Origin of the sequence: Paraburkholderia sp. Tr-20389 (assembly GCF_017104565.1) — a bacterium.
In the GTDB taxonomy this organism is placed as follows: Bacteria; Pseudomonadota; Gammaproteobacteria; order Burkholderiales; family Burkholderiaceae; genus Paraburkholderia.
In genome coordinates this window covers 307,916-333,498 of sequence record NZ_JAAGPD010000001.1, presented here as the reverse complement: position 1 = coordinate 333,498, position 25,583 = coordinate 307,916, and the positions used below count along the sequence as shown (strand labels likewise).

General features: G+C 61.5%; 22 protein-coding genes and 1 pseudogene. 13 read left to right on the top strand and 10 right to left on the bottom strand.

The window, feature by feature from the left end:
* Window positions 1-99 precede the first annotated feature (99 nt).
* Window positions 100-1,650, bottom strand: coding sequence for a type VI secretion system contractile sheath large subunit (gene tssC, locus G3N95_RS01555; RefSeq protein WP_205968191.1), 1,551 nt, complete (start codon window positions 1,648-1,650; stop codon window positions 100-102).
* A gap of 70 nt (window positions 1,651-1,720) precedes the next feature.
* Window positions 1,721-2,236, bottom strand: coding sequence for a type VI secretion system contractile sheath small subunit (tssB, locus tag G3N95_RS01550; protein ID WP_205968190.1), 516 nt, complete (start codon window positions 2,234-2,236; stop codon window positions 1,721-1,723).
* 566 nt (window positions 2,237-2,802) lie between these two features.
* On the opposite strand from tssB, the gene tssK reads away from it, so the two are divergent.
* From tssK to tssE, 6 genes are all read left to right on the top strand, one after another.
* Entirely contained in the window at window positions 2,803-4,164 is a 1,362-nt protein-coding gene (gene tssK / locus G3N95_RS01545) for a type VI secretion system baseplate subunit TssK (protein WP_205968723.1), read from the top strand.
* The gene (locus tag G3N95_RS01540) at window positions 4,161-4,826 is read left to right on the top strand and encodes a DotU family type IV/VI secretion system protein (RefSeq protein ID WP_205968189.1); all 666 of its coding nucleotides are present in this window, start codon (window positions 4,161-4,163) and stop codon (window positions 4,824-4,826) included. Before tssK ends, G3N95_RS01540 begins: the two co-directional genes overlap by 4 nt.
* Before the next feature lie 77 nt (window positions 4,827-4,903).
* Entirely contained in the window at window positions 4,904-6,565 is a 1,662-nt protein-coding gene (locus G3N95_RS01535; protein WP_346778337.1) for an OmpA family protein, read from the top strand.
* Between the two features lie 94 nt (window positions 6,566-6,659).
* The gene (locus G3N95_RS01530; protein WP_205968187.1) at window positions 6,660-7,145 is read left to right on the top strand and encodes an Hcp family type VI secretion system effector; all 486 of its coding nucleotides are present in this window, start codon (window positions 6,660-6,662) and stop codon (window positions 7,143-7,145) included.
* Window positions 7,146-7,308: 163 nt separating this feature from the next.
* On the top strand, window positions 7,309-10,041 hold the full coding sequence (gene tssH / locus G3N95_RS01525) for a type VI secretion system ATPase TssH (protein WP_205968186.1): 2,733 nt from the start codon (window positions 7,309-7,311) through the stop codon (window positions 10,039-10,041).
* 13 nt (window positions 10,042-10,054) lie between these two features.
* Window positions 10,055-10,486: a type VI secretion system baseplate subunit TssE gene (tssE, locus tag G3N95_RS01520; protein ID WP_205968185.1), complete on the top strand. Its 432-nt coding sequence runs from the start codon at window positions 10,055-10,057 to the stop codon at window positions 10,484-10,486.
* A gap of 172 nt (window positions 10,487-10,658) precedes the next feature.
* Here tssE and G3N95_RS01515 read toward each other — a convergent pair whose 3' ends face one another.
* From G3N95_RS01515 to G3N95_RS01490, 6 genes and pseudogenes are all read right to left on the bottom strand, one after another.
* Window positions 10,659-11,612: a DmsC/YnfH family molybdoenzyme membrane anchor subunit gene (locus tag G3N95_RS01515; RefSeq protein WP_205968184.1), complete on the bottom strand. Its 954-nt coding sequence runs from the start codon at window positions 11,610-11,612 to the stop codon at window positions 10,659-10,661.
* 72 nt (window positions 11,613-11,684) lie between these two features.
* Window positions 11,685-12,428: a 4Fe-4S dicluster domain-containing protein gene (locus G3N95_RS01510; protein WP_205968183.1), complete on the bottom strand. Its 744-nt coding sequence runs from the start codon at window positions 12,426-12,428 to the stop codon at window positions 11,685-11,687.
* 24 nt (window positions 12,429-12,452) lie between these two features.
* Window positions 12,453-15,392 (bottom strand): molybdopterin oxidoreductase family protein, encoded by a 2,940-nt coding sequence (locus G3N95_RS01505; protein ID WP_205968182.1) that lies wholly within the window; start codon window positions 15,390-15,392, stop codon window positions 12,453-12,455.
* Window positions 15,393-15,646: 254 nt separating this feature from the next.
* Window positions 15,647-15,796: pseudogene (locus G3N95_RS01500) on the bottom strand (Tn3 family transposase); the annotation flags it as partial.
* A 185-nt stretch (window positions 15,797-15,981) separates the two neighbouring features.
* Window positions 15,982-17,295 carry an ATP-binding protein gene (locus tag G3N95_RS01495; RefSeq protein WP_205968722.1) on the bottom strand — a complete coding sequence of 438 codons (1,314 nt, stop codon included), beginning with the start codon at window positions 17,293-17,295 and terminating at the stop codon, window positions 15,982-15,984.
* 32 nt (window positions 17,296-17,327) lie between these two features.
* Window positions 17,328-17,990 carry a response regulator transcription factor gene (locus G3N95_RS01490; protein WP_205968181.1) on the bottom strand — a complete coding sequence of 221 codons (663 nt, stop codon included), beginning with the start codon at window positions 17,988-17,990 and terminating at the stop codon, window positions 17,328-17,330.
* Between the two features lie 153 nt (window positions 17,991-18,143).
* On the opposite strand from G3N95_RS01490, the gene G3N95_RS01485 reads away from it, so the two are divergent.
* Together G3N95_RS01485 and G3N95_RS01480 are read left to right on the top strand one after the other, a co-directional pair.
* The gene (locus tag G3N95_RS01485; protein WP_205968180.1) at window positions 18,144-18,518 is read left to right on the top strand and encodes a cytochrome b562; all 375 of its coding nucleotides are present in this window, start codon (window positions 18,144-18,146) and stop codon (window positions 18,516-18,518) included.
* 36 nt (window positions 18,519-18,554) lie between these two features.
* Entirely contained in the window at window positions 18,555-19,118 is a 564-nt protein-coding gene (locus tag G3N95_RS01480) for a cytochrome b/b6 domain-containing protein (RefSeq protein WP_205968179.1), read from the top strand.
* A gap of 165 nt (window positions 19,119-19,283) precedes the next feature.
* On the opposite strand, the gene G3N95_RS01475 is transcribed toward G3N95_RS01480, so the two are convergent.
* Entirely contained in the window at window positions 19,284-20,954 is a 1,671-nt protein-coding gene (locus tag G3N95_RS01475; protein WP_205968178.1) for a bifunctional protein tyrosine phosphatase family protein/NAD(P)/FAD-dependent oxidoreductase, read from the bottom strand.
* An 84-nt stretch (window positions 20,955-21,038) separates the two neighbouring features.
* Window positions 21,039-21,899 carry an MBL fold metallo-hydrolase gene (locus G3N95_RS01470; protein WP_205968177.1) on the bottom strand — a complete coding sequence of 287 codons (861 nt, stop codon included), beginning with the start codon at window positions 21,897-21,899 and terminating at the stop codon, window positions 21,039-21,041.
* Window positions 21,900-21,983: 84 nt separating this feature from the next.
* On the opposite strand from G3N95_RS01470, the gene G3N95_RS01465 reads away from it, so the two are divergent.
* The 5 genes from G3N95_RS01465 (at window position 21,984) to G3N95_RS01445 (ending at window position 25,508) form a co-directional block, all read left to right on the top strand.
* A complete protein-coding gene (locus G3N95_RS01465; RefSeq protein ID WP_205968176.1) occupies window positions 21,984-22,304 on the top strand; it encodes a metalloregulator ArsR/SmtB family transcription factor in 321 nt (106 codons plus the stop codon).
* A gap of 11 nt (window positions 22,305-22,315) precedes the next feature.
* A complete protein-coding gene (locus G3N95_RS01460) occupies window positions 22,316-22,750 on the top strand; it encodes a YeeE/YedE family protein (protein WP_205968175.1) in 435 nt (144 codons plus the stop codon).
* Between the two features lies 1 nt (window position 22,751).
* Entirely contained in the window at window positions 22,752-23,204 is a 453-nt protein-coding gene (locus G3N95_RS01455; protein WP_205968174.1) for a YeeE/YedE family protein, read from the top strand.
* Window positions 23,205-23,259: 55 nt separating this feature from the next.
* Window positions 23,260-24,078 carry a sulfite exporter TauE/SafE family protein gene (locus G3N95_RS01450; RefSeq protein WP_205968173.1) on the top strand — a complete coding sequence of 273 codons (819 nt, stop codon included), beginning with the start codon at window positions 23,260-23,262 and terminating at the stop codon, window positions 24,076-24,078.
* A gap of 551 nt (window positions 24,079-24,629) precedes the next feature.
* Window positions 24,630-25,508, top strand: a complete 879-nt coding sequence (locus tag G3N95_RS01445) for an ADP-polyphosphate phosphotransferase (protein WP_205968172.1) — start codon at window positions 24,630-24,632, stop codon at window positions 25,506-25,508.
* Window positions 25,509-25,583: the final 75 nt, after the last annotated feature.

Sequence of the window (25,583 nt, the reverse complement as noted above, 5' to 3'; positions counted from 1 at the left end):
CCTGCGGCCGAATGCACCGGTTAGTACTTCAGCGAATGCGCGGCGGCCGACAAATGACAAGTGGGAGCCGGCACGCTCGTGCGCGCCGGCAACCGGCCCTCAGTTCTTGGCCTTGGGCATCTGCGACACCAGCGACAGGCCGATGTCCATACCCTCGATCTGGAAGTGCGGGATGATGAAGAGCTTGACGCGGAAGAAACCCGGGTTGTCCTCAATATCCTCCACCATGACGCGGGCCTCACGCAGCGGGTGCGAAGCCTGGAGCTCGTCGCCCGGATCCTTCATCTCGGTCACGAGCCCCTTGATCCAGTTGTTCAGCTCAAGCTCCAGTACACGACGGTCCTTGGTCGTGCCGATGTTCTCGCGCTGGATCAGCTTCAGGTAATGCGCGATGCGCGAGAGCAGGAAGATGTACGGCAGGCGCGCGTTGATGCGGCTGTTGGCCGTCGCTTCCCTGGTCTCGTACAGCGCCGGCTTCTGGGCCGAATTGGCGGAGAAGAAGCACGCGTAGTCGTGATTCTTGTAGAACGACAGCGGAATGAAACCGAGGTTGGCGAACTCGAACTCGCGCGTCTCCGGAATCAACACTTCAGTCGGGATCTTGGGCTGTACACCAGTGCCGAGGTCGTAAAGATGAACCGGCAGGTCTTCGACCTTTCCACCCGCCTGGGGTCCCCTCACCTGGACACACCAGCCATTGTCCATGAAGCTGCGCGCCATGTTTGCCGAGAAGGCAAACGCCGCGTTGACCCACAGATACTTCTCGTGGTCCGGGCCCTTCACGGATTCCTGGTAGTTGAAGCTGCGCACCGGCGTCGTGTCGGGACCGTACGGCAGACGGCCGAGCACACGCGGCATCGTCAGTCCGATGTAGCGTGCATCGTCGGTATCGCGGAAGCTCTTCCACTTGATGTATTCGGCGCGATCGAAGTAGTTGCCGATGTCCTGAATTGCGGCCACTTCTTCCATCGTCTGCTTGCCGAAGAACCTCGGGCCGACGGAACCGATAAACGGCATATGCGCGGCAGCAGCCACCTTCGAGATGTTGCGAAGAAGCGCGATGTCCTGCGGCGAATTCGTGAACTGGTAATCGGCGATCATCGCGCTGATCGGCTGGCCGCCCGGCGTATCGTATTCGTCGATATAGGTATGCCGGTAGAGACCGCTCTGGATGATTTCAGCGCAGTCCTCGAAATCACGCAGAAGACCTTCCTTCGACAGATCGAGCATTTCGACGCGCACGTTACGGCGGAAATCGATGCGATCAATGTTGAACTTCACGCCGCGCCAGCGCGACTCCAGTGCCTGGAACTCGGGGTGATGCATGACAGCGTCGAGCTGACGGCTGATCTGCTCGTCGAGCTGCCCGATATGGAAGTCGAGCAGCGACTTGTCCAGCCGCTCAACGGGCTTGTCGCCTTTGCCGACCAGTTCGAGGAACGCGCTCATGCCGCGTGCGATACGCTCGCTGGCCGACGACTCCGAAAGCAGGTCGCTGTTCTGGAATGCCTCGAGCGGCCGCGCCTCGCGAACCGGTTTGAGATTGATCTTTTCGCAAAGAGCCTGATAGACGCTGTTATGCTCTGCTTCGGGAGCGTGCAGCACAACGCTTTCGCGCGTGCCAGCCTGCTGGGATTCGTTGTGTGCCATGTGATGTCCTGTCGGCCGCCTTGCAGCCAGAGAGATTCGCAATGCAGTGAAGGCCCGTTCAGGCTTTGCCTCAGGCATGACCTTCGGGGCGGATTGCCGCAGTTGCGATCTGCGACAGTTCTTCGCGCAGACGTGCTGACAATGCCGAATCCTTCAGGACTTTCTCGAACTCACGGCGGAAGGTACCGTTATCCAGAAGGTTCGATTTCAGGTCACGCAGCAGATTGCGCATGGCGAGCATGGCCTGCAATTCAGGGATTTGACGTGCAACCTGTTCCGGCTCAAAATCCTTCATCGAATGGAAATTCAGCGACACCGGGAGTTCAGTCCCGTCACCAGCCAGCGTGTTCTCGGCGGCGATCTTCAGTTCAGGATTGAACTCAGCGAGGACGCTATCAAAATTGTTCTTGTTGACCGAAACCTTCTTGCGCTCACCCAGCGCACCCGTTGCCTTGCCAGCACTGAAGTCTCCCGCCACAAGAAGCTTCAGAGGGAGTTCGATCTTTTTCTGCGCGCCACCCGTATGCAGATCGACCGAAATGTTAATTCTGCTTGACGGAATTTCTTTCTGAAAGCTGTCAGCCATACCTTTTCCAATAAGTGGTCACTCAAACCCACCGTAGCTGGTGCCGTCCGGCAGGCGCAGCGGGTGCCTATCATCCCTGGTGTTCAAGTACTGCTACCAATAGGAATCCTATTCATGCTACCGCCTTCTCTTCTCGTCATATAGCGGGCGAAGCCTGTCGCCCGTCATATGAGCTTTGCATTAGAAACCTTATTACTTAATTCGTCAAAGGGGGATTCTCTTGCACGGAATTTTCATTTGTTATTCTTTGTTAAATTTAGTTTTGTTTGATTGACATTGATATACGTATTTTTAAGAGCACGATACGACTTTTCTGATTTAACGGAATAAAAGACACGGAGCATCCCGCCAACAGGCTTTTTTGTGATTACTTTCGTATGGAATCAAATTAATTTGAGAAGGGTCAATCTTTTAAATTGAGATAACTGTTCGCATATCCGATTTACGAAAAATTCACTGCATGCACGATTGGTACGCATGTAACATTAATTGCTGGACGACACCTGACCGTTTGTGTTTAAAATTCGCCACAAGATATTAAGCAAACCTGATTGATTGACAAAAATATGCGGACATTCAAACCGCTCTGGCAGGAGGGCCTTGTGCTCTCGCCACATCACTTTCAGCAACAGGAACTCTGGTGGAACTTCTCCCAGCAACAGGTCGTTCGCCTTGCGATAGCCGAGCCATCGGGCGTGCTGGAAGCGAGCCTCGACGAGGAGACACTGCTCAACGGACGGGTGAAGGCCACCGCCCTCAAGCTGCGCTTCGCAGATGGCACACCTATCGATACATCAGTCGCTGACGTACTGCCGCCGGCGCGCGATCTTGCACGCGATGTTGCGCCGGACGTTCAGAGCGTAATCGTCTATGTCTGCCTTCCGTTGCTGGACGCGGTCGGGAACAACTGCCGTGTGGATGGCGAAACGGTCTCGCGCCCGCGCCGCTACTTCCGGGAGTATGTAGAAGTGCCGGACCTGCTCGGTACGACCGACGCCGAGCTTGCTGTCGAGCGCCACTCCCTCCAGCTTCTGTTCGATTTCGAATCGCATGCGGACTACCTGGTCTGCCCGGTCTTCCGGCTTGCGCGCGGGCAGCATGGGGTATTCGCGCTGGACCCCGACTGGGTGCCACCCTGCCTCGCGCTATGCGGCCACCCGCGGCATGAGGCGCGGGTGTCGCGTATTGCTGACATCATTCAGGCCAAAAGCATTGCGCTTGCTGCGCGCCGCAGCGAGCGCGTGGACGACGTCGCCGAATTCGGCGTGGCGGACGTCTCGCTTTTCTGGCTCCTTCATTGCCTGAACACGCACTGGCCTGAACTGCGCTTTCTTGCGAGCCACCCGTACCAGCCTCCCGAGCGGTTCTATCACGTCCTGGCGCAACTCACAGGCGCGCTCATGACATTTTCGACACGCACGAACCTCGCCGAGATCCCTGCGTACGAGCATGACCGCCAGGACGAGGTGTTCTCGAAGCTGGAAGACCTGATCCGCGATCTGCTCAACGCCGTCATTCCGTCACGCGTCGTACCGATCGGGTTGCTGAAAAAAGGACCGGCCTACTGGAGTGGCCAGATTCACGACGATCGCCTGCTCGAAAGCGCCGACTGGTATCTGTCGGTCAATGCCTCGGTCCCGGCCTTCGATCTGGTCGAGACGATTCCACGGCTCTGCAAGATTGGCGCACCGGACGATATCGCCCATGTCGTCAACTCTGCACTCCCCGGCGTACGGCTTCGCGCGGTACAGCGCGTCCCCGCGGCTATTCCGGTACGGCTTGAGAACCAGTATTTCGCGCTCGATGCGACGGACCCCATGTTCGCCAGGATGCTTGCCGCGCGGACCTGCCAGATCTATTTGCCGGGAACCGTGCCCGACGCGTCGTTGGAACTCTATGCCGCTCTGACATCGCCGGGCAACAAATGACAACCAGCAGCGCCCTTCCGCTCTTCGCCCTGCTTCGTAATACAGCGCTCGAAATCTCGCAGCTGGCACAGGGTGCGACGACGAACGACGCCGAGGAGCTGCGGGCACAATGCCGCTCGCTGATCGACGACTTCGCTTCGACCCTCGACGCACGCAAGGTACCCGCTGACGTCGCACGCGACGCGCTGTACATGCAATGCGGTCTGCTCGACGAAACGGTTCTCGCCCATCTGCCGGCGCAGACCCGCTCGCTTTGGGAACAGACACCGTTGCAGGTGGAGCGCTACGGCGAACACGATGCTGGCGAACAGGTGTACAGCCGCCTGGCGACGCGCATGCGTGAAACACCGGCGAACGTGGAACTGCTCGAGTGCTACGCGACTGTACTCGGCCTGGGCTTCCAGGGACGGTATGCGCGCGAAGGTGCCCAGCAGCGTGCAGCCATCATCCGCTCACTCAATGAGCGCCTGGAGAAGCGGGTTCCGTCGCGGAATTCAGGGCTGGTGGTTGATGCAACGCGTATGCACCGCTTCGACTGGTTCTACCGCCTCTCGCCATGGGCTATCGCCGGGCTCGCGTGTGCGGCCGGCGCCATCGTCTTCGTGCTGATCGGGCAAGGCCTCGATTTGCAGGTCTCCCATCTGCTGTCGGCGAAGACCTGATGCTCGCGGGATCCGAAGCCTCATGGCGAATCTTTCACGGCGGTTATCCCTATCGCAGAGTGGCGGGGATAACGACCGTGCTGGTCATCGCACTTGCGCTCGCGGTGCTTCCCGTCGACCGTGCACTCGCGTGGTGGATTGCGGCCGGATCGCTTGTTCTCGGTGCGGCATTCGTGCTGTTTCGCACATGGCGACTGCGCGAACGCGAGGACGAACAGCAGGCCGTCATGGCCGCACTCGGCAGCACGACATCGGACTTTCCCGCAAACATGCGTACGCGCATGCCCGTATTCCTCGTCACGGGCGACGGTCTTGCACAGATCTTTGACCGGGAGAATGGAAGAGAGCAGCTTGCGTGGGTGGGCGACGGGGCAATCTGGCTGCGCATCGGCAATCCACAAAGCCTGCCACGAATCGCGGATGCTGTGCGACGGTGGCGTGATGGCCGCGCCCCGGAAGGGGTCGTGCTGACACTCACCCCGGCGGCATACGCAGACGACGATGCGCTTGCGCAGAAGCTGAGGTTGATCCGTCAGGCGGTCAGCGATGCATCGAAGTTCGTCGGTGCCCGTCTGCCAGGTTACGTGGCGATCTATCAGCGGCTGGGTGCCCCCAACCAGCCGATCCCGACTCCACGCTGGTACGGCGTTTCCAGCGCGACGCCTTTCGAGGACGTGTCCCGGTTTGAAACCGTGGTTCGTGCGGCGGAGCGCACCGCATGGCAGTCGGAAGACGACAGCACACCCGCCTGGCGGGCCGCGGAACTCGCATCGCTGGTCGACTGGACACAGCGTGCTGTCATTGGGCCACTACACGACCGTCATCATCCGGCCACCCGCTGGAACCTGTATGGCATTGGGTGGATCAACTGCGGACCGCAGGACACCGGGCAGAGTGCGTGGAAAGCCGCCGTCGCGATGCGCACGCGGCTCGTCGCGCCGGTACTGGACGCAACACCCGCGCCGTGGCCGCTACCGCAGCCCATCGTCGAAGCCGCGCCACGAAAGCTATGGGTTTCCCCGAGACTGCGGGCGCTCGCGCATGTGCTCAGCATTGCGGGATGCCTCGCCATGATCGCGTTCTGGGCTGCCGGGCGAAGCAATCACGCATTGCTGGACCAAATCGGCGCGGACCTCGGACGTTACGCGGTGATGCCGGCCGACCATGACGTCGCGCGACAGGATGCCCTCAAGGCGCTGGTTGCCGATCGTGACAGGCTTCTGGAATACCAGCGCACCGGCGTGCCCCTGCGGCTTTCGTTTGGCATGTACAGGGGTGCGCGGCTGGTCCCGGCACTCAACAGCGCAATCGCGTCCTATCAGCCACCGCCACCACCGCCCTCAGTCGTGACGCTCGACAGTATGTCGCTCTTCGACAGCGGCAAGGCCCAGCTCAAAGACGGTTCGACGCGCGTCATGGTCAACGCGCTCGAATTGATCAAGGCACATTCCGACAAGCGGATCCTGGTGGCTGGCTACACCGACAACGTGGGCGACCCCGCCAGCAACCTGAAACTGTCGACTGCGCGCGCCGAAGCCGTGCGTGACTGGCTGATTGAGGCCTCGGGCATTGCGTCAACGCAGTTCGCCATCCAGGGCTATGGCGATACGCGTCCGATCGCCAGCAACGACACGGATGAGGGACGTGCGAGGAACCGCCGTGTGGAGATCACGCTCGTACCGGACGCTGCACCGCCTCGTGCCCCGGGACCGGCCGCGCCCAAAGCCCAGGTGAAGTGAGGCACTGCTTTAGCCCCCGAAGCACAGGCTTCGGGATAGGAAGCCCGGTCACCGACTCCGGGCGATTGTCGCAGTAATGAAGGGAGTTTTAGAAATGGCAATTCCGGCATACATGTGGCTCAAGGACGATGGCGGCGCCGACATCAAGGGTTCGGTGACGGTACAGAACCGCGAAGGCAGCGTCGAGATCACCGCGTTCGAGCATGATCTGCACATTCCGACGGACAACAACACTGGCAAGCTGACGGGAACACGTGTTCACGCCCCGATCAAGCTCATCAAGGAAACCGACGCCTCGACACCGTATCTGTACAAGGCCGTGACCAGCGGACAAACGCTTAAGTCCGCCGAGATCAAGTGGTACAAGATCGACGACGCGGGCAAGGAAAAGGAATACTTCAACACCAAGCTCGAGAACGTGAAGATAGTCGCGGTGCGCCCGAAGATGCTCGACATCAAGATCCCCGACTTCGAAAAGCACAACCACCTCGAGGAAGTCGAGCTGCGCTACGAGACGATCACCTGGTCGTACAAGGACGGCAACATCATCCACAAGGATACCTGGAACGAGCGTTCCTGATCACCCTTGGTCTGAAGGACGGACCATCTCCCCGGTGTGCTTCTCTCTGGGAATCGCCGGCCTTCCTTTTCCGGTCTGCCTGCGCGGACTGGCCTTTTGATTGCCAAGGACGGCTCGCTCATAGCGGGTGCGCTCCCTCTTAAGACGTGCGAACAGCCCGAACATGCCCATGCGCCACGACCTGAGCAGCTCTGCCCGCGACACCAGCCAGCTTCTGCGCCGGCTCAATTCACACTGCGCCAAGGCGCTTGAAGCTGCAGCGAGCCTGTGCCAGACACGGCTCGCGGAAGAGATCTCGGTCGAGCACTGGCTGCTCAAGCTGATCGAGAGTGGAGACGGCGATATCCCCGCCATCCTGAATGACTACGATCTGGATGTGGACGCGGTGTGGGATGCCCTGCTCGCGGCGATCGAGCGCACCCCGCGCAACCTGCGTGGCCGTCCCAGCCTCTCCCAGCAACTCGCACACGTCCTGCAGGAAGCCTGGTTTCACTCGTCTGCCGACGCCGGCAATCCGGCCATCCGTTCGGGGCATGTCCTTCAGGCGATCGTTGATGCGCCGCATGTTCTTCGCACGCCGAAGACATGGCAGTTGATGACGGTCAGTAGCGCGCAGATCCAGCGTCTGCTGCCGCGCCTTGGGCAACGTTCATGCGAGAACGAACCTGAAGTGCCGCAAACAGTAAGGGGCGAAACGGCGGCGACAACGCAAACCGGTGCGGCTGCCGCTTCCGCACAGAAGACAGTACAGGCGCGGCCACGCAGCGTAGAAGGAGACGCCCTCGCCCGCTTCGCCATTGACCTGACCGAAAAGGCACATCGTGGTGAAATCGATCCCGTCTTTGGCCGCGATCGCGAAATCCAGCAGATGGTCGACGTGCTGGCGCGGCGCCGCAAGAACAACCCTATCCTGGTGGGCGAGCCCGGCGTAGGCAAGACCGCCCTCGTCGAAGGGCTCGCACTGCGCGTGACAGAAGGCACCGTGCCCAATGCAATCCGGGACGTGCGGATCCTCACGCTGGATATGGGTCTACTGCAGGCGGGCGCGGGCGTGAAGGGCGAGTTCGAGCAGCGACTGAAGAATGTGATCGACGAGGTGCAGGCATCCAGCGTGCCGATCCTGCTCTTCATTGACGAAGCCCACACGCTGATTGGCGCCGGTAATACAGTGGGCGGCGCCGATGCGGCCAACCTGCTTAAGCCGGCGCTCGCGCGGGGCGAGCTGCGTACGATCGCCGCAACAACGTGGTCGGAGTACAAGGAATACTTCGAGCGCGATGCAGCGCTCGAACGGCGCTTTCAGATGATCAAGGTCGATGAGCCGGATGACGACGCAGCCTGCCTGATGCTGCGTGGCTTGAAGGAGCGTTACGCGAAATATCACAATGTGCACATCCGTGATCAAGCGCTGGTGGCCGCAGTCAAGCTCTCGCGGCGCTATATCCCCGCGCGGCAGTTGCCGGACAAGGCCGTCGACCTGATCGACACGGCGGCAGCACGCGTGCGCGTAGGGCTCGAATCGCCGCCGGCGGAACTGCAGCGCGCAAAAGCCGCAGTCTCAGCCATTGAACTCGAACTCGCAACGATTGAAGACGACGCGCGTGCCGGTATCGGCGATGTGCAGGAGCGCCGCGACGCGCTCGCGACCGCACTCACCGAAGTGCGAACCCGGATGGAGACGCTGCAACAGCGATATGGCCAGGAACTCGCCCTCGTGCAGTCACTGCTCCTGCAACGTGAAGCTGCGACTAGGGTCACTGCAGGGGACAACACCACCCTGGCAGGGACACGTGAAGCACTCGCGCACGCGCAGGGCAAGGCGCCCCTGATTTTCGCGGATGTGGACGCCCAGGCGGTCGCGCGGGTGGTGGCGGAATGGACGGGCGTGCCGGTAGGCAACCTGCTCGAAGATGAACTGAAGGGGCTGCTCACCCTTGAAACCGAACTCGCGAAACGCGTCGTCGCACAAGACGATGCGCTCGGCGCGCTCGCGGAAAGCCTGCGCACGGCGAAAGCGGGCCTGAAGAACGAACATGCGCCACTCGGCGTGTTCCTGCTCGCAGGCCCGTCGGGTGTCGGCAAGACCGAGACCGCGCTCGCGCTCGCGGACCTGCTCTTCGGCGGCGAGGCAGCCTTGACCATAATCAACATGTCTGAATATCAGGAATCGCACACCGTATCGCAGCTCAAGGGGTCGCCTCCGGGCTACGTCGGATACGGCCGCGGTGGCATGCTGACCGAGGCCGTGCGTCAGCGCCCATACAGTGTCGTGTTGCTTGATGAGGTGGAAAAGGCGCACCGCGACGTGCTCGACATCTTCTACCAGGTGTTCGACCGCGGCACGATGCGCGACGGTGAAGGACGCGAGATCAACTTCCGCAACTGCGTGATCCTGATGACCTCGAATCTCGGAAGCGCACAGATTGACGAGGTCACGTCTGACACTCCGGATATCGCGCAGGCGGGGCTTCTTGAGGCCATTCATCCGCAACTGGTCGCCCATTTCCAGCCCGCCCTGCTCGCACGTTTCCAGACGCTCGTCTATCGGCCGCTCGACGCAGCCGCGCTCGCTGAGATTGTCCGCCTGAAACTGGCGAAGGTCGCTGAACGACTGCGCCGGCAGCATGATGTCGAACTGGCTTGCGACGATTCACTGGTCGCCGCAATGGCTGAACTCTGCCTCGCGCGGGAATCCGGCGCGCGCAACGTCGATGCGTTCCTCAACCAGCGCATCCTTCCGGCAGTCTCGCGCGAACTGCTGACGCGCTTGGCCAGCAGTAAGGCACCGGCGAAAATCTCGCTGTCCAGCTCGGCCGAAGGCAGCCTGACGATCGACTTCTTCGACCACGACTCGCCGGCTGCCGCGGAAACGGCGACTGAAACGTCTTTCGCTTGAGGAGAACTGCACGATGCCCACGGGACCGTCCCTGTACGACATGCTGCTCGGCCACATCGATGGCGAGACGCTCGAAGATCACGACGACAACACGCTCGAAATCCTAAGCGTCCAGGCGAACATCCGGCGCATCCTCAACACGCGCGCCGGGGCGCTAAAGCATGTCCCAGACTACGGCCTGCCAGATCTCACCGAGGTCTACAAGAATCTTCCGGCCTCCGTCCACGATCTGCGCAACGAGATGGAAGGCACGCTATTGAAGTTCGAGCCGCGCCTGCGTTCAGTCGGAATCGAAATCAATGACAACCGCGACCCGGGCCTGCTCGTGAGCTTCACGATGGTCTGTCACCTGCGAAAAGCAGGGCTCGTCCGCTTCGGGACGTATTTCGAGCCGCCAGGACGCATGCGTGTCGAAAGGCTCACCAATCCGGATCGCAACCGGTAACGGATCGCCATGGCCTCAAGGTGCCGCGCATGACCGCGGACAATGCGCGGTATTGCCTGTGCCCGGCGATCCCCAAAAAACGGCCGGTTGAGGCTTTTGCGATCACACGGGTTACGTTCTTTGCAAATCGACCTTCGGCGGTCTTTATCATGCTTATCGTGCAGAGGGCGGATCAGGCCTGCCGGTAATAGAGATTCTGCGGATGCCGCGCCTCTGCAAAAAAGAACCACCGCTCTGCCACGAGCCCCGCATACTGGATCGCCGACGCCGCGCACAGTAGCACGGACGACACTCCGATAGAGCGGACACTTCCACCGAACGCGACGAGGCCAAACGGCACGATAAACGCGGCGACGATGAAGGTCCACTTGATACGCCGGAGTGTCTCAGGCGTCTTGCCGTGGAAGAACTCGCGCAGATTGAAGGCGCCAGCCGTAAAGCCGCGTGACTTCTGCTCCACCCGCGCGGCGTGAATACCCGTTGCGCTCTGCACCGTCGATCTCGGCCTGAGCCGCGCGTTGCGCGCAAGCGAGGCGCTGCGCGACACGAAACCCGCCAACGTCAGCACACAGGCCGCGACGGCCAGCGACGGCACGAGTGTCGTCGCCAGCACGGCTGCGCTTGCCGTCGCGAGCGTGAAGCCCGATGCGCAGCCCAGCAGCACGAAATTGACGAGCGTGAGCGGAGTCGCCCACTCCTGCAGGAAGCGGAGACACGCGTAGATCATCCCCGTGCAGACGAACAGCACTGTGCTCGCGACCACCGCAACAACGCCAACCTCAAGCGTGTATGCCGATGCAAACGCATGCGCGAGGCCATAAGCGAACGTGCTCGCCAGAAACAACGGCAGCGCCAGGCATTCACGCGAGAGCCATGACGTGCGCCACATCGCAATCGCACGCCAGGCGCGCTCGGGGTGTCCGAGGTGGAAGAACGATGCGAGCAGCCCCAATGCTCCGAGCACGCACGACAACGCCGCGCCAATCACGTAGAACATCGGCGGCACCGCGCCGGCGTTGAACAGGCCGAACCGCGTCGCCGCCTCGACGCCGACAAGCGCGATCAGCAGGCCCTGCCCGGCGCCGCTAAGTGTCGTAAGAAACACCACTGAAAAAGCCGGATTCATGTGCGTCTCCCTTATCGTGCCTTGACTCTGACCGGACCCTGTTCCGATCGTCAGTTGACTCAGCCTGTTGACTCAAATTCGCGTCGCAATCGAGGCGAGATGCAGTTCGCCCCGCTCCGCCTGCACTTCAACAGATGCAGTCCCGGCTTCGTCACCGCCGGACGCCGTCTTGCACGAACACGAACCGCCCCCGCATGACGTCACCTTCTGGCGCGGCAGATAATGATTCGAGGGCCGTGTGCCCCACTCCGGCATCAGTTGATAGCCGCCACGCTCCCTGATCGCCTTCGACACGACCGACTCCGGGTCGTGGATATCGCCGAAGAGCCGCGCCGACGTCGGACACGCGAGCACGCACGCGGGCTTGCGATCGCGCTCGGGCAGCGCCTCGTTATAGATACGGTCCGAGCACAGCGTGCACTTGGTCATCTCCTTGCGCTTTTCGTCGATCTCGCGCGCGCCGTAGGGACAGGCCCACGCACAGTACTTGCAGCCGATGCAGCGGTCGTAATCGACCAGCACCAGGCCGTCTTCCTTGCGTTTGTAGCTCGCCCCCGTCGGACAGACGGGCACGCACGGCGGATCCTCGCAGTGCAGGCACGACTTCGGAAAATGGATCGTGTCGGCGAGCGGAAACTCGCCGGCCTCAAAGGTCTGAACGCGGTTGAAGAACGTGCCGGAAGGGTCCGCGTCATACGGACGGAAATCCGCGAGACTGCCCGCTTCACCGGACGTGTTCCATTCCTTGCAGCTCGTCACGCAGGCATGGCAACCCACGCAGACGTTCAGATCGATAACGAGCGCCATCTGTGTCATACGATGCTCCCCGCTCCAGTCTCTTCAGTTGCGTTGTGTCGGCTTGCGCAGCCGCGCCACGAACTCGCCGCGCCCCGCGAAATACGTCTGCACGACGCGGTGGATCCGGTCGCCCAGGCTCGCGCCCACCACACCCGGCATCTCCGCGGGCATCGGCGCGAACTGCGGCAGCGTGTGATCGGCGTCGCGCTCTGCCGGAAAGATACGCACGCGCACGTCGTACCACGCGGCCTGCCCCGTCACGGGATCGGAATTCGACGTGCGCGGGTAAGCCGGATTGCTGACGGGAATCTCATCCGTGATCACGTGATTGAGCAGGAAGCCGCGTCGCGATTCGTTCGCGTCCGGACCGAGATTCCACGCGCCAGCCGCCTTGCCGATTGCATTCCACGTCCACACGGTGCCCGGCTCGACGGCTTCGCTATAGCGCGCGAGACACCGCACCTTGCCCCATTGCGATTCGACGTAGATCCAGCCGCCGTCCTCGATACCTTGTGCGGCGGCCGTGCGCGGATTCATGTAAAGATAGTTCTCGCCGTGAATCTGGCGCAGCCATGCGTTCTGCGAGTCCCACGAGTGATACATCGCCATCGGCCGCTGCGTGATGGCCGCGAGTGGAAAGCGCGCGTGATCGGTCGTGTCGTGTTCGAGCGGCGGGTACCACACCGGCAGCGGATCGAAATACCGCTCGATGCGTGCGCGCAGATGATCGGGCGGCTGCCGCCCTTTTGTCCTGCCCTGCGCGGCGAGCCTGAATTTCTGCATCACGTCCGAGTAGAGGGCGATCACGATCGGCGTGTCGAACTTGCGCATGCCCTTCTCGACCGCGAATTTCAGGTACGGCCCGTTGCTGTTGCGCATGTACTGCAACGTCTCGGGCAGCGCGTAGTGATAGACGCAGTTGTGCTTCGCGTACTCTTCCCATTGCTTCGGATTCGGCTCGCCGACGAGCGCATCCGTGCCGTCCCTGCCGCGCCAGCCCATCAGGAAACCGACGCCCGAGCCCGGAGCGGTCTGATGGTTGACGATGAAATCGGTATAACCGCGATACCGGCGCGTCCCCTCGGGCGTCGTGAAGGCAGGCAGCTTCAGGCGGCTCGCCAGTTCGACGAGTACTTCCTGGAACGGCTTGCATTCGCCTGTCGGCGGCACGACGGGCACGCGTACGGAATCGACGGGACCATCGAACTCGGAGATCGGGCGATCGAGCATCGACATCGCGTCGTAGCGTTCGAGGTACGTCGTGTCGGGGAGGATCAGATCGGCGAACGCCGTCATCTCCGACTGGAACGCATCGCACACCACGATGAACGGGATTTTGTACTCGCCGTTTTCGTGGCGGTCCGCGAGCATCTTGCGGACCTCGACGGTATTCATCGACGAGTTCCAGGCCATGTTGGCCATGAAGATCAGCAGCGTGTCGATCGGATAAGGATCGCCGCGCCATGCGTTGGTGATCACGCTGTGCATCAGGCCGTGCACGGCGAGCGGGTATTCCCACGAGAACGCCTTGTCGATTCGCACGGGGTCGCCGTTATCGTGGATGAACAGGTCTTCGGGACCGGCCGGCCAGCCGAGCGGACCATTCGACAGCGGCGTGTTCGGCTTCACATCGTCGGGACTGTTCGGCGGTTTCGCCGACGGCGGCACCGCGCGCGGATACGGCGGCTTGTGGCGGAAGCCACCCGGGCGGTCGATGGTGCCGAGCAGCGACATCAGCACGGCGAGCGCACGGATCGTCTGGAAGCCGTTCGAATGACCGGCAAGGCCGCGCATCGCGTGAAAGGCGATCGGCGCGCCCGTCACGGTGTCGTGCGTTTCGCCCCACGAGTCGGTCCACGGAATCGGCAGCGTGATCTTCTGGTCGTGGGCGACATCGGCCATCTCGCGCGCGAGACGGCGGATCGTATCGGCGGGAATGCCCGTGATCTCCGACGCCCATTCGGGCGTGCAGTTCGCCACCTGCTCGCGCAGCAGGGCAAACGACGGTGCAACAGGCGTGCCGTCCGCAAGCGTGTAGCGGCCTTCGAGCGCGGGACGCACGCCCGGCGCGTGATGCAGCACTTCGCGCTGGGCGACCGGATCCCACCAGAGATGATTCTGCGGGAACAGCGCATTGTGCTCTTCCGCCTGTTCGTTGCGCACGAACAGACCGTACGTGTCGTTGTCTTCGCGCATGTCGAGCAACTCGCCCGCATTCGTGAAGCGCTCAACGAACTCGCGGTCATACGCATTGCTTTCGATCAGCTCACGCATCAGCGCCATGAAGAGCGCGCCGTCGGTGCCGGGACGGATGGGCACCCATTCGTCCGCAATCGCCGCGTAGCCGGTGCGCACCGGATTGATCGCAATGAAGCGGCCGCCCGCACGCTTGAACTTCGAGATCGCGATCTTCAGCGGATTCGAATGGTGATCCTCCGCGGTGCCGATCATGAAGAAGAGCCTGGCGCGATCGAGATCCGGGCCGCCGAATTCCCAGAACGAGCCACCCATCGTATAGATCATGCCGGCGGCCATGTTCACCGAGCAGAAGCCGCCGTGCGCCGCGTAGTTGGGCGTGCCGAACTGCCTCGCGAACAGGCCCGTCAGCGCCTGCATCTGGTCGCGGCCGGTGAAGAGCGCAAACTTCTTCGGGTCGGTCGCGCGCAGGTGCGCGAGGCGCTTTTCAAGCGCGTCGAACGCGACCTCCCACGAGACGGGCTCGAACTGCGCCGTGCCGCGCAACGCATCCGGCTTGCGCATCAACGGCTGCGTGAGGCGCGCAGGCGAGTACTGCTTCATGATGCCCGACGAGCCTTTCGCGCAGATCACACCTTGATTGAGCGGATGCTCCGGATTGCCGTCGATATAACGCACCTCGCCATCGCGCAGATGCACGCGAATGCCGCACCGACAGGCGCACATGTAGCACGTCGTCGTCTTGACTTCCAGTTGCTCATTCTGGGTTCGTGCCTTGTGCTCCATCGCGCGCCTCCATCCGGAGAGTCCTGTAACAATCCGCTCATCCTAGACGGCGGCTCCGCACAAAGAAAATCGCAATTTCCGATCTAAAATATCGCAAGCGCTGATGCATTGGCAATTTTCCCGTCCGCTGGATCCTTGCGGTGACGATTGCCAAAGACCTGGGGCGATCGTATGACGGTACGTCATTGAGACAGGTCGCCTCCTGATGGTGTGCGGTTGACGTGCGCGCCCAATTGCAACGAGCAGTCGCGATCAAGACTGACAGCGCGATCGGTGATCCTGACAAGTTGTGGTGGGACGTCGTGCCTACGGGGGACGTAGAGTCGACGGTCACGAACATGGGACAGGCGGGGGCACAGATGAAAACCAGGCGCCCGTGCCAAACCCATCGCCAAATCCGTGTATCAAGCACAGCCGATCGCGCCCGCCCAGTTGGCTCAATAGTTCGAACGGCGCTCGCTCGCGAATCGTTTCCTCCGCGACACGGAGGAGACTCCCCTTTTCTTTCGTGTGGCCGCGCGATTCGTGGCCTCAGCAGATGTCGCGGCCAGATAGTGTCAGGAGCCGTTCTCCTCCTCCCTCCAGTCGACTAGCGCATAGGTAAGGGCAACCCGACGCGCACACCGAAGCCCCGCCCATCTATTCCCGTCGTGTACTCGATCCTCCCCCGCAATTGGGCCACGATGCGTGCGACGATCGAAAGGCCCAACCCGCTTCCCTTCTCAACGTGGTTCGCGCCACGGAAGAAGCGGTTCTGCAGGCGTGACAGGTCCGCCTCCGCGACACCAGGACCGTCGTCTCGCACCTCAAGAAACCTCGTGTCGGCATCGCTCCAGATAGCGATTTCTATGTGCCCCTGTGCGCGGCCGTACTTGATTGCATTATCGACGAGATTGTCGAGCAGTATGCGCACCAGCGTGGGCGGCGCGCACAGGGTGGTCGCTCCATCGGCCCGCAGCATCAGCGACATCTGCTTGTGGTCCGCCTGGGCATGCTGGTCGACGATGCATGCTTTGGCCATGTCCGCGAGATCGACCCGCGCACCGGGAAGCGGCGTGCTTTCCTCAAGCCGCGCCAGCGCGAGCAGCTGGTCGGCCAGGTGCGTACTTCGGTCCACGGCTTCGACTACGCGTTGCATCGCGCGACGTTGACGTTCCGGATCACTCGCGGTGAGCGCGACTTGTGCCTGAACCTTGATGGCGGCGAGCGGGGTCTTGAGTTCGTGCGCCGCGTCGCCGGTAAACGCGCGCTCGCGATCGAGCGACTGGCGCAGGCGTTGCAACAGCGTATTGAGCGCAGCGACGAGCGGAAAAACTTCGTCGGGAACACTCTTCAGCGAGACGGCATCGAGACTGTCGGGCGATCGTGCCTCGATGGCCTCCGACAGCGTACGCAAGGGCGTCAGGCTGCTGCCGATCGCAAGCCAGACCAGGATGGCCAGCACGGGCAACGCAATCGCAAGTGGGCGCGCGATGCGCTGCGCAACCATCGTGGAGAACTCTGAGCGATGCGTGCGCGGCTCGAAGATTCGCACGGTACGGCCGCGCGCGGCGTCGCCAAGCACATAGATGCGCCACTTCGCGTCGTCTGCCCGCAGCAGGCCAGATGCATGGGCCGGACGTGCCGGCAGGCCGAGCAAGGACAAGCCGGGGCTGGCGGCGAGTGCCCGTCCGTCTGCAGCAGTCACCTCATAGAGCAGCATCGCCGTATCGTTGTCGCCGTCGTCGTCACGGGGTGTGAGGCTTGCGCCTGCAAAAGCCGAAAGATCGCGCACGTCAAGCACGAGCAACGCACGGGCGACCTGCTCGATACGTGTTTCGTCCCATTCCTCGACTTCGTGGACTGCCTGACGATAGCTCGAATAGAGCGAGTACAACCACACCAGCACGATGCCAGACAACATCAGCAAGGTCAGGCGTCGGCGGATCGACCGCCTCACGTTGCCTTCTCCACCACATACCCGACACCGCGGATCGTCCGGATCAGCTGGGCGCCCAGCTTCTTGCGCAGGTTCGAGATATGCACCTCGATCGCATTGCTTTCGATCTCCTCGTTCCAGCCGTATAGGCTGTCCTGGAGACGCGCGCGGGAAAGAGGACGGCCCTGATTCGCCAGCAATTCCACCAGCAATGCGCACTCGCGCGAGCTGAGCGCGATGCGCTCGCTTCCGCGCATGACCGTGAGGCTCCCAGGATCGACCAGCAGGTCGCCGTATTCGATCGTGTCGGTGCTTCGACCCTGCGAGCGCCTCACGAGCGCACGACAACGCGCGACCAGTTCAGTCAGGTCGAACGGCTTGCCGAGATAGTCATCGGCACCGGCGCTCAGGCCACTCACCCGGTCGGCGACGGTGTCGCGCGCGGTCATGACAAGCACCGGAATATGGTCACGGCGCTTGCGAATCCAGTCGAGCAGTTCGTCGCCCGACATGCGGGGAAGGCCAAGATCGAGCACGACCAGATCGTATGGCGTGGTTTCAAGTGCCAGTTGCGCGTGCTTGCCGTCGCACGCCCAATCGACCGTCATGCCCGCCTCGATCAGGCCGTCTTCCACACCGCTGCCAATAAGCCTGTCGTCCTCGACGAGTAATACGCGCATCGCGCCGTGCTCCTGTTCGCTCCTGGCGGCAACGATAACCGCTTACACCGACGTGTATCAAGCCCGTGCGTCGCCGTGGCTTGTCGTTAAGATTCCGTTAACCTGACCTGACTATTCTCGCGGGCATTCACTGTCCTTACAGGATCAATGCCCATGGCCATGCTGCCGTTCCACCCCCATTTCCGTACGTTGCTGTGCGTCTCGCTGCTTGTGGCCGCGCCGCTAGCCCATGCAGGCGAGATCAAGACACTGATGAAGGACATGAAGTTGGCGATGCAGGGCGCGATGTCCAGTACCACGATGCCCGAGCTGCGCGGCTACGTGGCCAGGCTCGAAAGCGACGCGCAGCGGGCCAGCCGGCAGCCTTATCGCAGCGATCAATCCACCTACGACGAAGGCATGCAGTCGCTGCGGCAGGAATTGACCGAGGTCGACCGTGCTATCCAGGCAGACGACATGAACGCCGCCAAGCGCGCATTGCACCGGATTAACGGTACGAGGAAGCACTATCACGACCTGCTGAGCTGACGAACCTGAAAAGCATTTAAAAAGGAACCCCGTAGCATGAAACACGCGCCCCGCTACCCTTTCTCAATCAGCCTGCTGCACTGGCTGCTGGCCGTCGCGCTGATCGGCAATCTGATCATCGGCTGGATGCTCGACGATAGCGAGAATCTGCTTGGACTACACAAGTCGATCGGCATCGTCATCCTCGGGCTGGTGTCGATCCGTGTCGCGAACCGCTTGCGCGTGCGGCGTCGGCTGCCGCCGTCGACCAATCCGGCCGGAACGCCCGCTTACCTTGCCGAGAAGACCGCCCATCACCTGCTCTACGTGCTGATGCTCGCCATTCCCCTGCTCGGTTGGGTGAAGACCAATGCGGCCGGACACGTGGCCAGTTGCTTCGGGCTCTTCTCGCTGCCAACGCTGGTGCCGAAAAGCCACGAATTGTCGCACTGGTTGGGGGAACTGCATGCGCTGGCGGCCTATGGGCTGGCTGCACTGGTCGGATTGCATGTACTGGGGGCGCTAGCGCACCGGGTATTCAAGTCGGAAAACATTCTTCCCCGGATACTGCCTTTTCCCAGGCGCGTCGAGCACAAGATGCCAACGAGCGATCGTGGTTGAATTGTTCGCGCGGCGCTCGAGTCAAATACCATCGGCAAAACCGGCGGAATGCAGTGCACTCAGCAACGGCGCCATTGCGCCTGGCTGCCTGTTTCGAAGGGCGATTTGGGCATCGGACGACGATGGGGGCGCTATCCTTTCCATGCACGGCTTTCTCCAGTCGCGTTAGCCATCAGCAAGTGCGGGTCGCGCCATCCACTCGCGCCCCTTGAGCATGGCGTCCCAGTAGAGCGGCGGCAGGATCCGCTCCTTGAGAAACCAGGCAAGACGCGACGGTCGTTTGCCGTCGAGCAGCCACGCAGGAAAGCTGGGCGCGACCTTGCCGCCATAAAGAAACTCGGCGAGTACCACCTTGCCGCGCTCGACCGTGAGCGGACACGAACCGTAGCCATCGTAAGTGGCCGTTCCGCCGACGCGACCAAGACTCGCCAGCACGTTATGCGCGACGACAGGCGCCTGTTTCCGCGCGGCTGCGGCCGTCTTGGCATTTGTCGTGCTCGTTGCATCGCCCAGCGCATAGATGTGCTCATGGCTCTTGTGGCACAACGTGCCGGGGTCGACATCGATCCAACCGGCAACGTTGACAAGCGGACTTGCGCGAACAAAGTCCGGAGCCGTCTGCGGCGGCACCACATGAATCATGTCAAAGTCGGTTTCGACGGTGTCCGTGCTGCCGTCCGGCAACGCGCGATCAAAGACGGCGCGCCGCTGGGCACCATCGATACGTTTCAACGTGTGGCTGAACTTCAGATCAATGCCGTACGCTTCCACATACTCCATCAGTGCTGGTACGTAATCCGGCACGCCGAACAGCGCCGCGCCCGCGTTGAAGAACTGCACCTGCGTCTTGTCCAAGGTCCCGTTTCGGCGCCACGTATCACACGAGAGATACATGGCCTTCTGCGGGGCGCCAGCACACTTGATCGGCATCGGCGGCTGCGTAAACAGTGCCTTGCCACCGCGCAGCGCCCTGACCAGTTCCGCCGTATACGGCGCGAGGTCGAAACGGTAGTTCGACGTCACGCCGTTGTGCCCCAGTGTCTCGACGAGGCCTTCGACACCATGCCAGTCAACCTTGATGCCCGGGCAAACGACGAGCCGCTGATAGCGCACTTTCCGACATCCCTCGAGCACCACGACATGTCTGTCCGGTTCAAATCCCACTACCGCGGCCTTGAGCCAATGTACGCCTCGGGGCACGCGCGACGCCATCGTGCGTGCCGTGTCAGCCGCGGCAAAGATGCCAGCGCCCACGAGCGTCCAACCGGGCTGATAGTAGTGCACGTCGGCGGGATCGATGATTGCGATATCCAGCGAAGGATCACGGGTACGCAGGCTCGAGGCTACTGCGATACCAGCAGCACCGGCGCCGACAATTACTACAGTATGCTCCGCATCCACAACGTCCAGCGATGCTACCCGCGCATTCGAAATACGTCGCACGACTGCTTTGAGGTCGTAACCCGCGTTCGCTAACGCGCGCTCGATTTCCACTACGCTTAGCTTGTCGGTTTGCGACAGCGCCCATAACGTCGCAGACCGCGTTCCCGTGCGGCAATAAGCGAGCACAGGTTTGGGCAGTTCTGCGAGGAGCGTGGCAAAGGCGGCCGCCTGTCTATCCGAAGCTTGACCTGCCGGCACGGGCTGATGAACTGCCTTGAGACCGGCGGCCGTCGCAGCCTGCGCGATTTCCTCGAAATTGGGCTGGTCGGGCGCCTCTGCATCTGGCCGATGACAGACGATAGACCTGAATCCCAGCGTCAGTAGTGTCGCTACGTCAGTAGGGGCAATCTGCGGGGAAACCGAAATATCTGCGGTAAGAGAACACACATTCATGGGCTGCATCCTGGAATCGTTAACGGCTGACCGATGACCGCCCGGCACGCCCCTCCACTGAATACGTACTTGAGCGGTATCACGTCACACGGCATTCAGAGGGATCTTGAGGTACCGCACTCCATTCGCTTCCGGCGGCGGAAACTCACCGGCGCGGACATTGACCTGCACCGCTGGCAGGATCAGCGTGGGCATGGCGAGGGTCGCGTCGCGTGCCTGGCGCATGGCGACAAACTGCTCTTCGCTTACGCCGTCGTGCACGTGAATATTGCGCTCCCGCTGTTCCCGCACCGTCGTTTCCCATGCGGGTGCGCGTCCCTCGGGCGGATAGTCATGGCACATGAATAGCCGCATGTCCGCCGGAAGGTTCAACAGCTTGCGTATAGAGCGATACAGTTCATGCGCATCACCGCCCGGGAAGTCGCACCGTGCAGTGCCCACATCGGGCATGAAAAGCGTGTCTCCGACAAACACGGCGTCCCCGATCTGATACGCCATATCGGCCGGGGTGTGCCCGGGCACATGCATAGCCCTGCCCGTCAGACCACCGATGGCGAACATCTCGCCATCCTCGAACAGGTGATCGAACTGCGATCCGTCCAGACGGAACGACGGATCGAGGTTGAAGAGCGCCTTGAACACACCCTGCACGCGCCGGATGTGCTGGCCGATCGCGATACGACCACCCAGTTTGCGCTTGAGATAGGCGGCAGCAGAAAGATGGTCGGCGTGTGCATGTGTCTCCAGTATCCATTCGACACCCAAAGCACGCTCACGCACGAAATCGATCACCTTGTCGGCGCTGGCCGTCGACGTCCGCCCTGCCTTGGGATCGTAGTCCAGCACGGGATCGATGATGGCGCACCCGGCATGGCCCTCTGCAAACACCACGTAAGTCACGGTCCAGGTGGCGGGGTCAAAGAAGGGATGAATGATCGGCTGCATGTCTAATCTCCAGGAATGAAAACATTCTATTCACATACAATCTATTTTTCAATATACTATGTTGATGTAGATTGAATATCGGCCATGAAAAAATCTCGTCTAACCATCGACCTTGTCACGATGCAGGCCGGCGCTGCGAATGCATGCGCCCTGCTGAAGGTGCTCGCCAATCCTGACCGCCTGCTGCTGATGTGCCAGCTTTCGCAAGGCGAGATGTCGGTCGGCGAGCTCGAGGAGCAGCTTGGCATCCGTCAGCCCACGCTGTCGCAGCAACTGGGGGTATTGCGGGAAAACGACCTCGTCGCCACTCGCAGGGAAGGCAAGAACATCTTTTATTCGGTGGCGAGTCCAGAGGCGCTCGCCGTGATGGCGGTACTTTATGAACAGTTCTGCCCAAAGCAGTGAGGAGACGCATCATGCTGGTCGACCTTGGACACTTCACGCCTGGCCTCTCGTTGACAGGCGGCCTCGTGATCGGAGCCGCGGCTGCCGTGCTGATACTGTTCAACGGACGCGTCGCCGGGATCAGCGGCATCCTCGGCGCCCTGTTGAGCTGGCCGCGCGACGACGTCAACTGGCGTCTAGCGTTTCTGGCAGGGCTCGTGGGCGCACCCGTCATCGCGGGACTGCTGGGTAAGCCTGCACAGGCGGAGATTAAGGCGAGCTGGGGCGCGATCCTTGCGGCCGGATTTCTTGTCGGCATGGGTACCCGCTATGCCAGCGGCTGCACCAGCGGCCACGGCGTATGTGGTCTCTCCAGAGGGTCCGTGCGCTCGCTGGTCGCTACCGCAACCTTCATGGCCGCAGGATTTCTCACTGTCTTTGTACAACGTCACCTGATCGGAGGCTGATATGGCAGCCCTCAAGACAACGCCTGCGCCGGTTACGGCATTGCTCGCCGGCCTTCTTTTCGGGGTCGGCCTGATGGTGTCAGGCATGGCGAATCCGGCGAAGGTGCTGGGTTTTCTCGATCTGGCTGGCCGGTGGGACCCATCACTCGCCTTCGTGATGGCGGGCGCCATTGCGGTCGGCTCACTCGCATTTTTCGCAGCCAGACGCCGTGACAGGTCATACCTCGACTTGCCGATGCAACTTCCCGTCAGCACGGCCATCACGCCGAGACTGGTTTTGGGTAGCGCCATGTTCGGCATCGGTTGGGGGATGGCCGGGTTCTGCCCGGGCCCCGCGCTCGTTGCACTGGGCGCTGGCTACCCCAAGGCCTTCGGTTTCGTGGCGGCAATGGTTGCCGGCATGGCCGTCTTCGAGCTGATCGAGCGGACGAAAGCCACGATGCAACGCGCGTGAGTGCAATCTGCGCTACCCGCGAAAGTCACGCAGTTGAATAAACAGAGGTTGTCCGATGGAACACGTGATTGCCAGCAGCGCTGCACTCGGGCTTGTCGTCGGGCTCATCCTCGCACTCACGGGGGCAGGGGGCGCCATCCTCGCAGTGCCATTGCTGCTGTTTGTGCTTCATCTGAACATCGCCGACGCCGCGCCCATCGCCCTGTTGGCTGTAGGCGCCTCCGCCGGGCTTGGTGCATTGATAGGACTGCAGGCCCGCATCGTTCGCTACCGCGCCGCAACGCTGATGGCAGTGACCGGGACGGTGTTCTCGCCCGTCGGCCTGTGGCTTGCCCATCGGCTGCCGAACAGACCGCTCACACTCGCTTTTGCAGGCGTATTGGCGTACGTCGCGCTCCGGATGTTCCGACAGGCTGCCGCCGGCACACCTCATGAAGTTCGCGGCGCTCCGCCTTTACAACCATGTCAGCTCGATAGCGGCACAGGGCGTTTCGTGTGGACCGCCGCCTGCACGCGGGCACTCGCCCTTGCGGGTATCGGCGCAGGCTTCCTGTCGGGCCTGCTCGGCGTGGGCGGAGGCTTCATCATTGTTCCCGCGCTGCGTAAAGCCACCAATGCGCCGATGCCGTCAATCACGGCGACATCGCTTGCTGTCATCACGCTGGTGTCCGCCTCCGGGGTCATCTCGACCGCAATTTCAGGTCACATGAACTGGCCGGTGGGGGTGCCGTTCGCCGCAGGCGCGCTGAGTGGCATGCTGGCTGGGCGGCTCGTTGCCAGCCGGTTGAGCGCTAACAGGCTGCAACAGGGCTTCGCACTCGTCGCGGGTCTCATTGCCGTCGGCATGGTCGCCAAGGTCGCCATGTCCGTTTAAGTTCGCCAATCAGAAGCTCACCGGTACTTCCGGACTTTCCTTAGCGGCCTCGCGCGAACTTGCCACACGTTGGCAGACGCGTTTCAATGCGCACGGCTCATCCGGGCCGAGTGCTCCCTCCCCCATTCGGTTCTTGTTGAGGACTTCCCAGTTCATGGCTGTCCTTCCATCAACGACACGCGCAGCGCCCTGCGTTGATGAGTATCAAGACAGACTGGTCCCCAGCGCTTAGGCTGGATCTGTCTGGTCAGGGTTCTCGCGCGCGGGAACATGAATGTATCGAGGCGAGGGAGACAGGAGCGCGTATTCAAGTATGGAGCAAGAGCCTCATCGCGCTTGCAACCGGAATCTCCCGCTCTTTTCGGTCTCAGGACACGACACCTCCCCGAGCACCCCTCTCCCTCGGGCAGAGGAGACTGGGGATGCGGAGCCGTGTCTGGCATGATGGCCGGCGCCGGCATCCTCGATCTGACCGATGCACAGTCACACTGGGCATCCGACAGCCCGGCGACCGATGCTGCGCTCAAACAGATTCGACAGGATGAATGGACATGAAGATCGACCCCGAGTCATTTCGCATTCACGAAGGTGCGGTGGTCGACCTGGGCAAATCACCATCGCGCGTGGCGCCCGTATACGGCTCGAAAGAGCAGTACCATGCCATGCTCGCAGAACACATCAAACAGTTGCGCGCATTGCAAAGCGTCCTGTATGCCGATAATCGCTACGCGGTATTGTTCATACTCCAGGCAATGGATGCAGCTGGAAAAGACGGGGTAATCAAGCACGTGATGTCGGGTGTCAACCCACAAGGCTGCAAAGTGTTCAGCTTCAAACATCCGAGCGCGACCGAGCTTCAACACGATTTCCTTTGGCGCACTACGCGCGATCTTCCCGAGCGAGGACAGATCGGGATTTTCAACCGGTCGTACTACGAAGAGGTCTTGATCCTTCGTGTCCATCCAGAGATCCTTCGCGCAGAGGGCGTATCCGACTCACCAGGCGCAGGGGCGGCCCTCTGGCAGGGCCGTTACCGCTCGATCAATGATCTTGAGAGCCATCTTCATCGCAACGACACGCGCATCGTCAAGTTCTTCCTGCACCTTTCAAAGGAGGAGCAGCGAAAGCGATTCCTCGCGCGGATCGATGAACCCGACAAGAACTGGAAACTCAGCACTGCCGATGTCGAAGAACGAAATTTCTGGTCTGGGTATATGAAGGCTTATGAGCAATGTCTCAGTGCAACCAGCACTAAAAACGCACCATGGTATGTCGTGCCTGCCGATGATAAGGAAAACGCTCGGCTCATAGTCTCCCAGATTATTCTGAACATGCTAGAGAAATTGAATCTTCGGTATCCCGAAACCACGACTCAGCGCCGCAATGAATTGGCCCAGATTCGTGTGGCACTCGATCGGGAGCAGTCATAGGTGGCGCCCAGAAGTCGTGCTTAGGCAAAACCCAGAAAACGCGTGAATTTTCTCCCGCTTCGTGAACACCGCTAT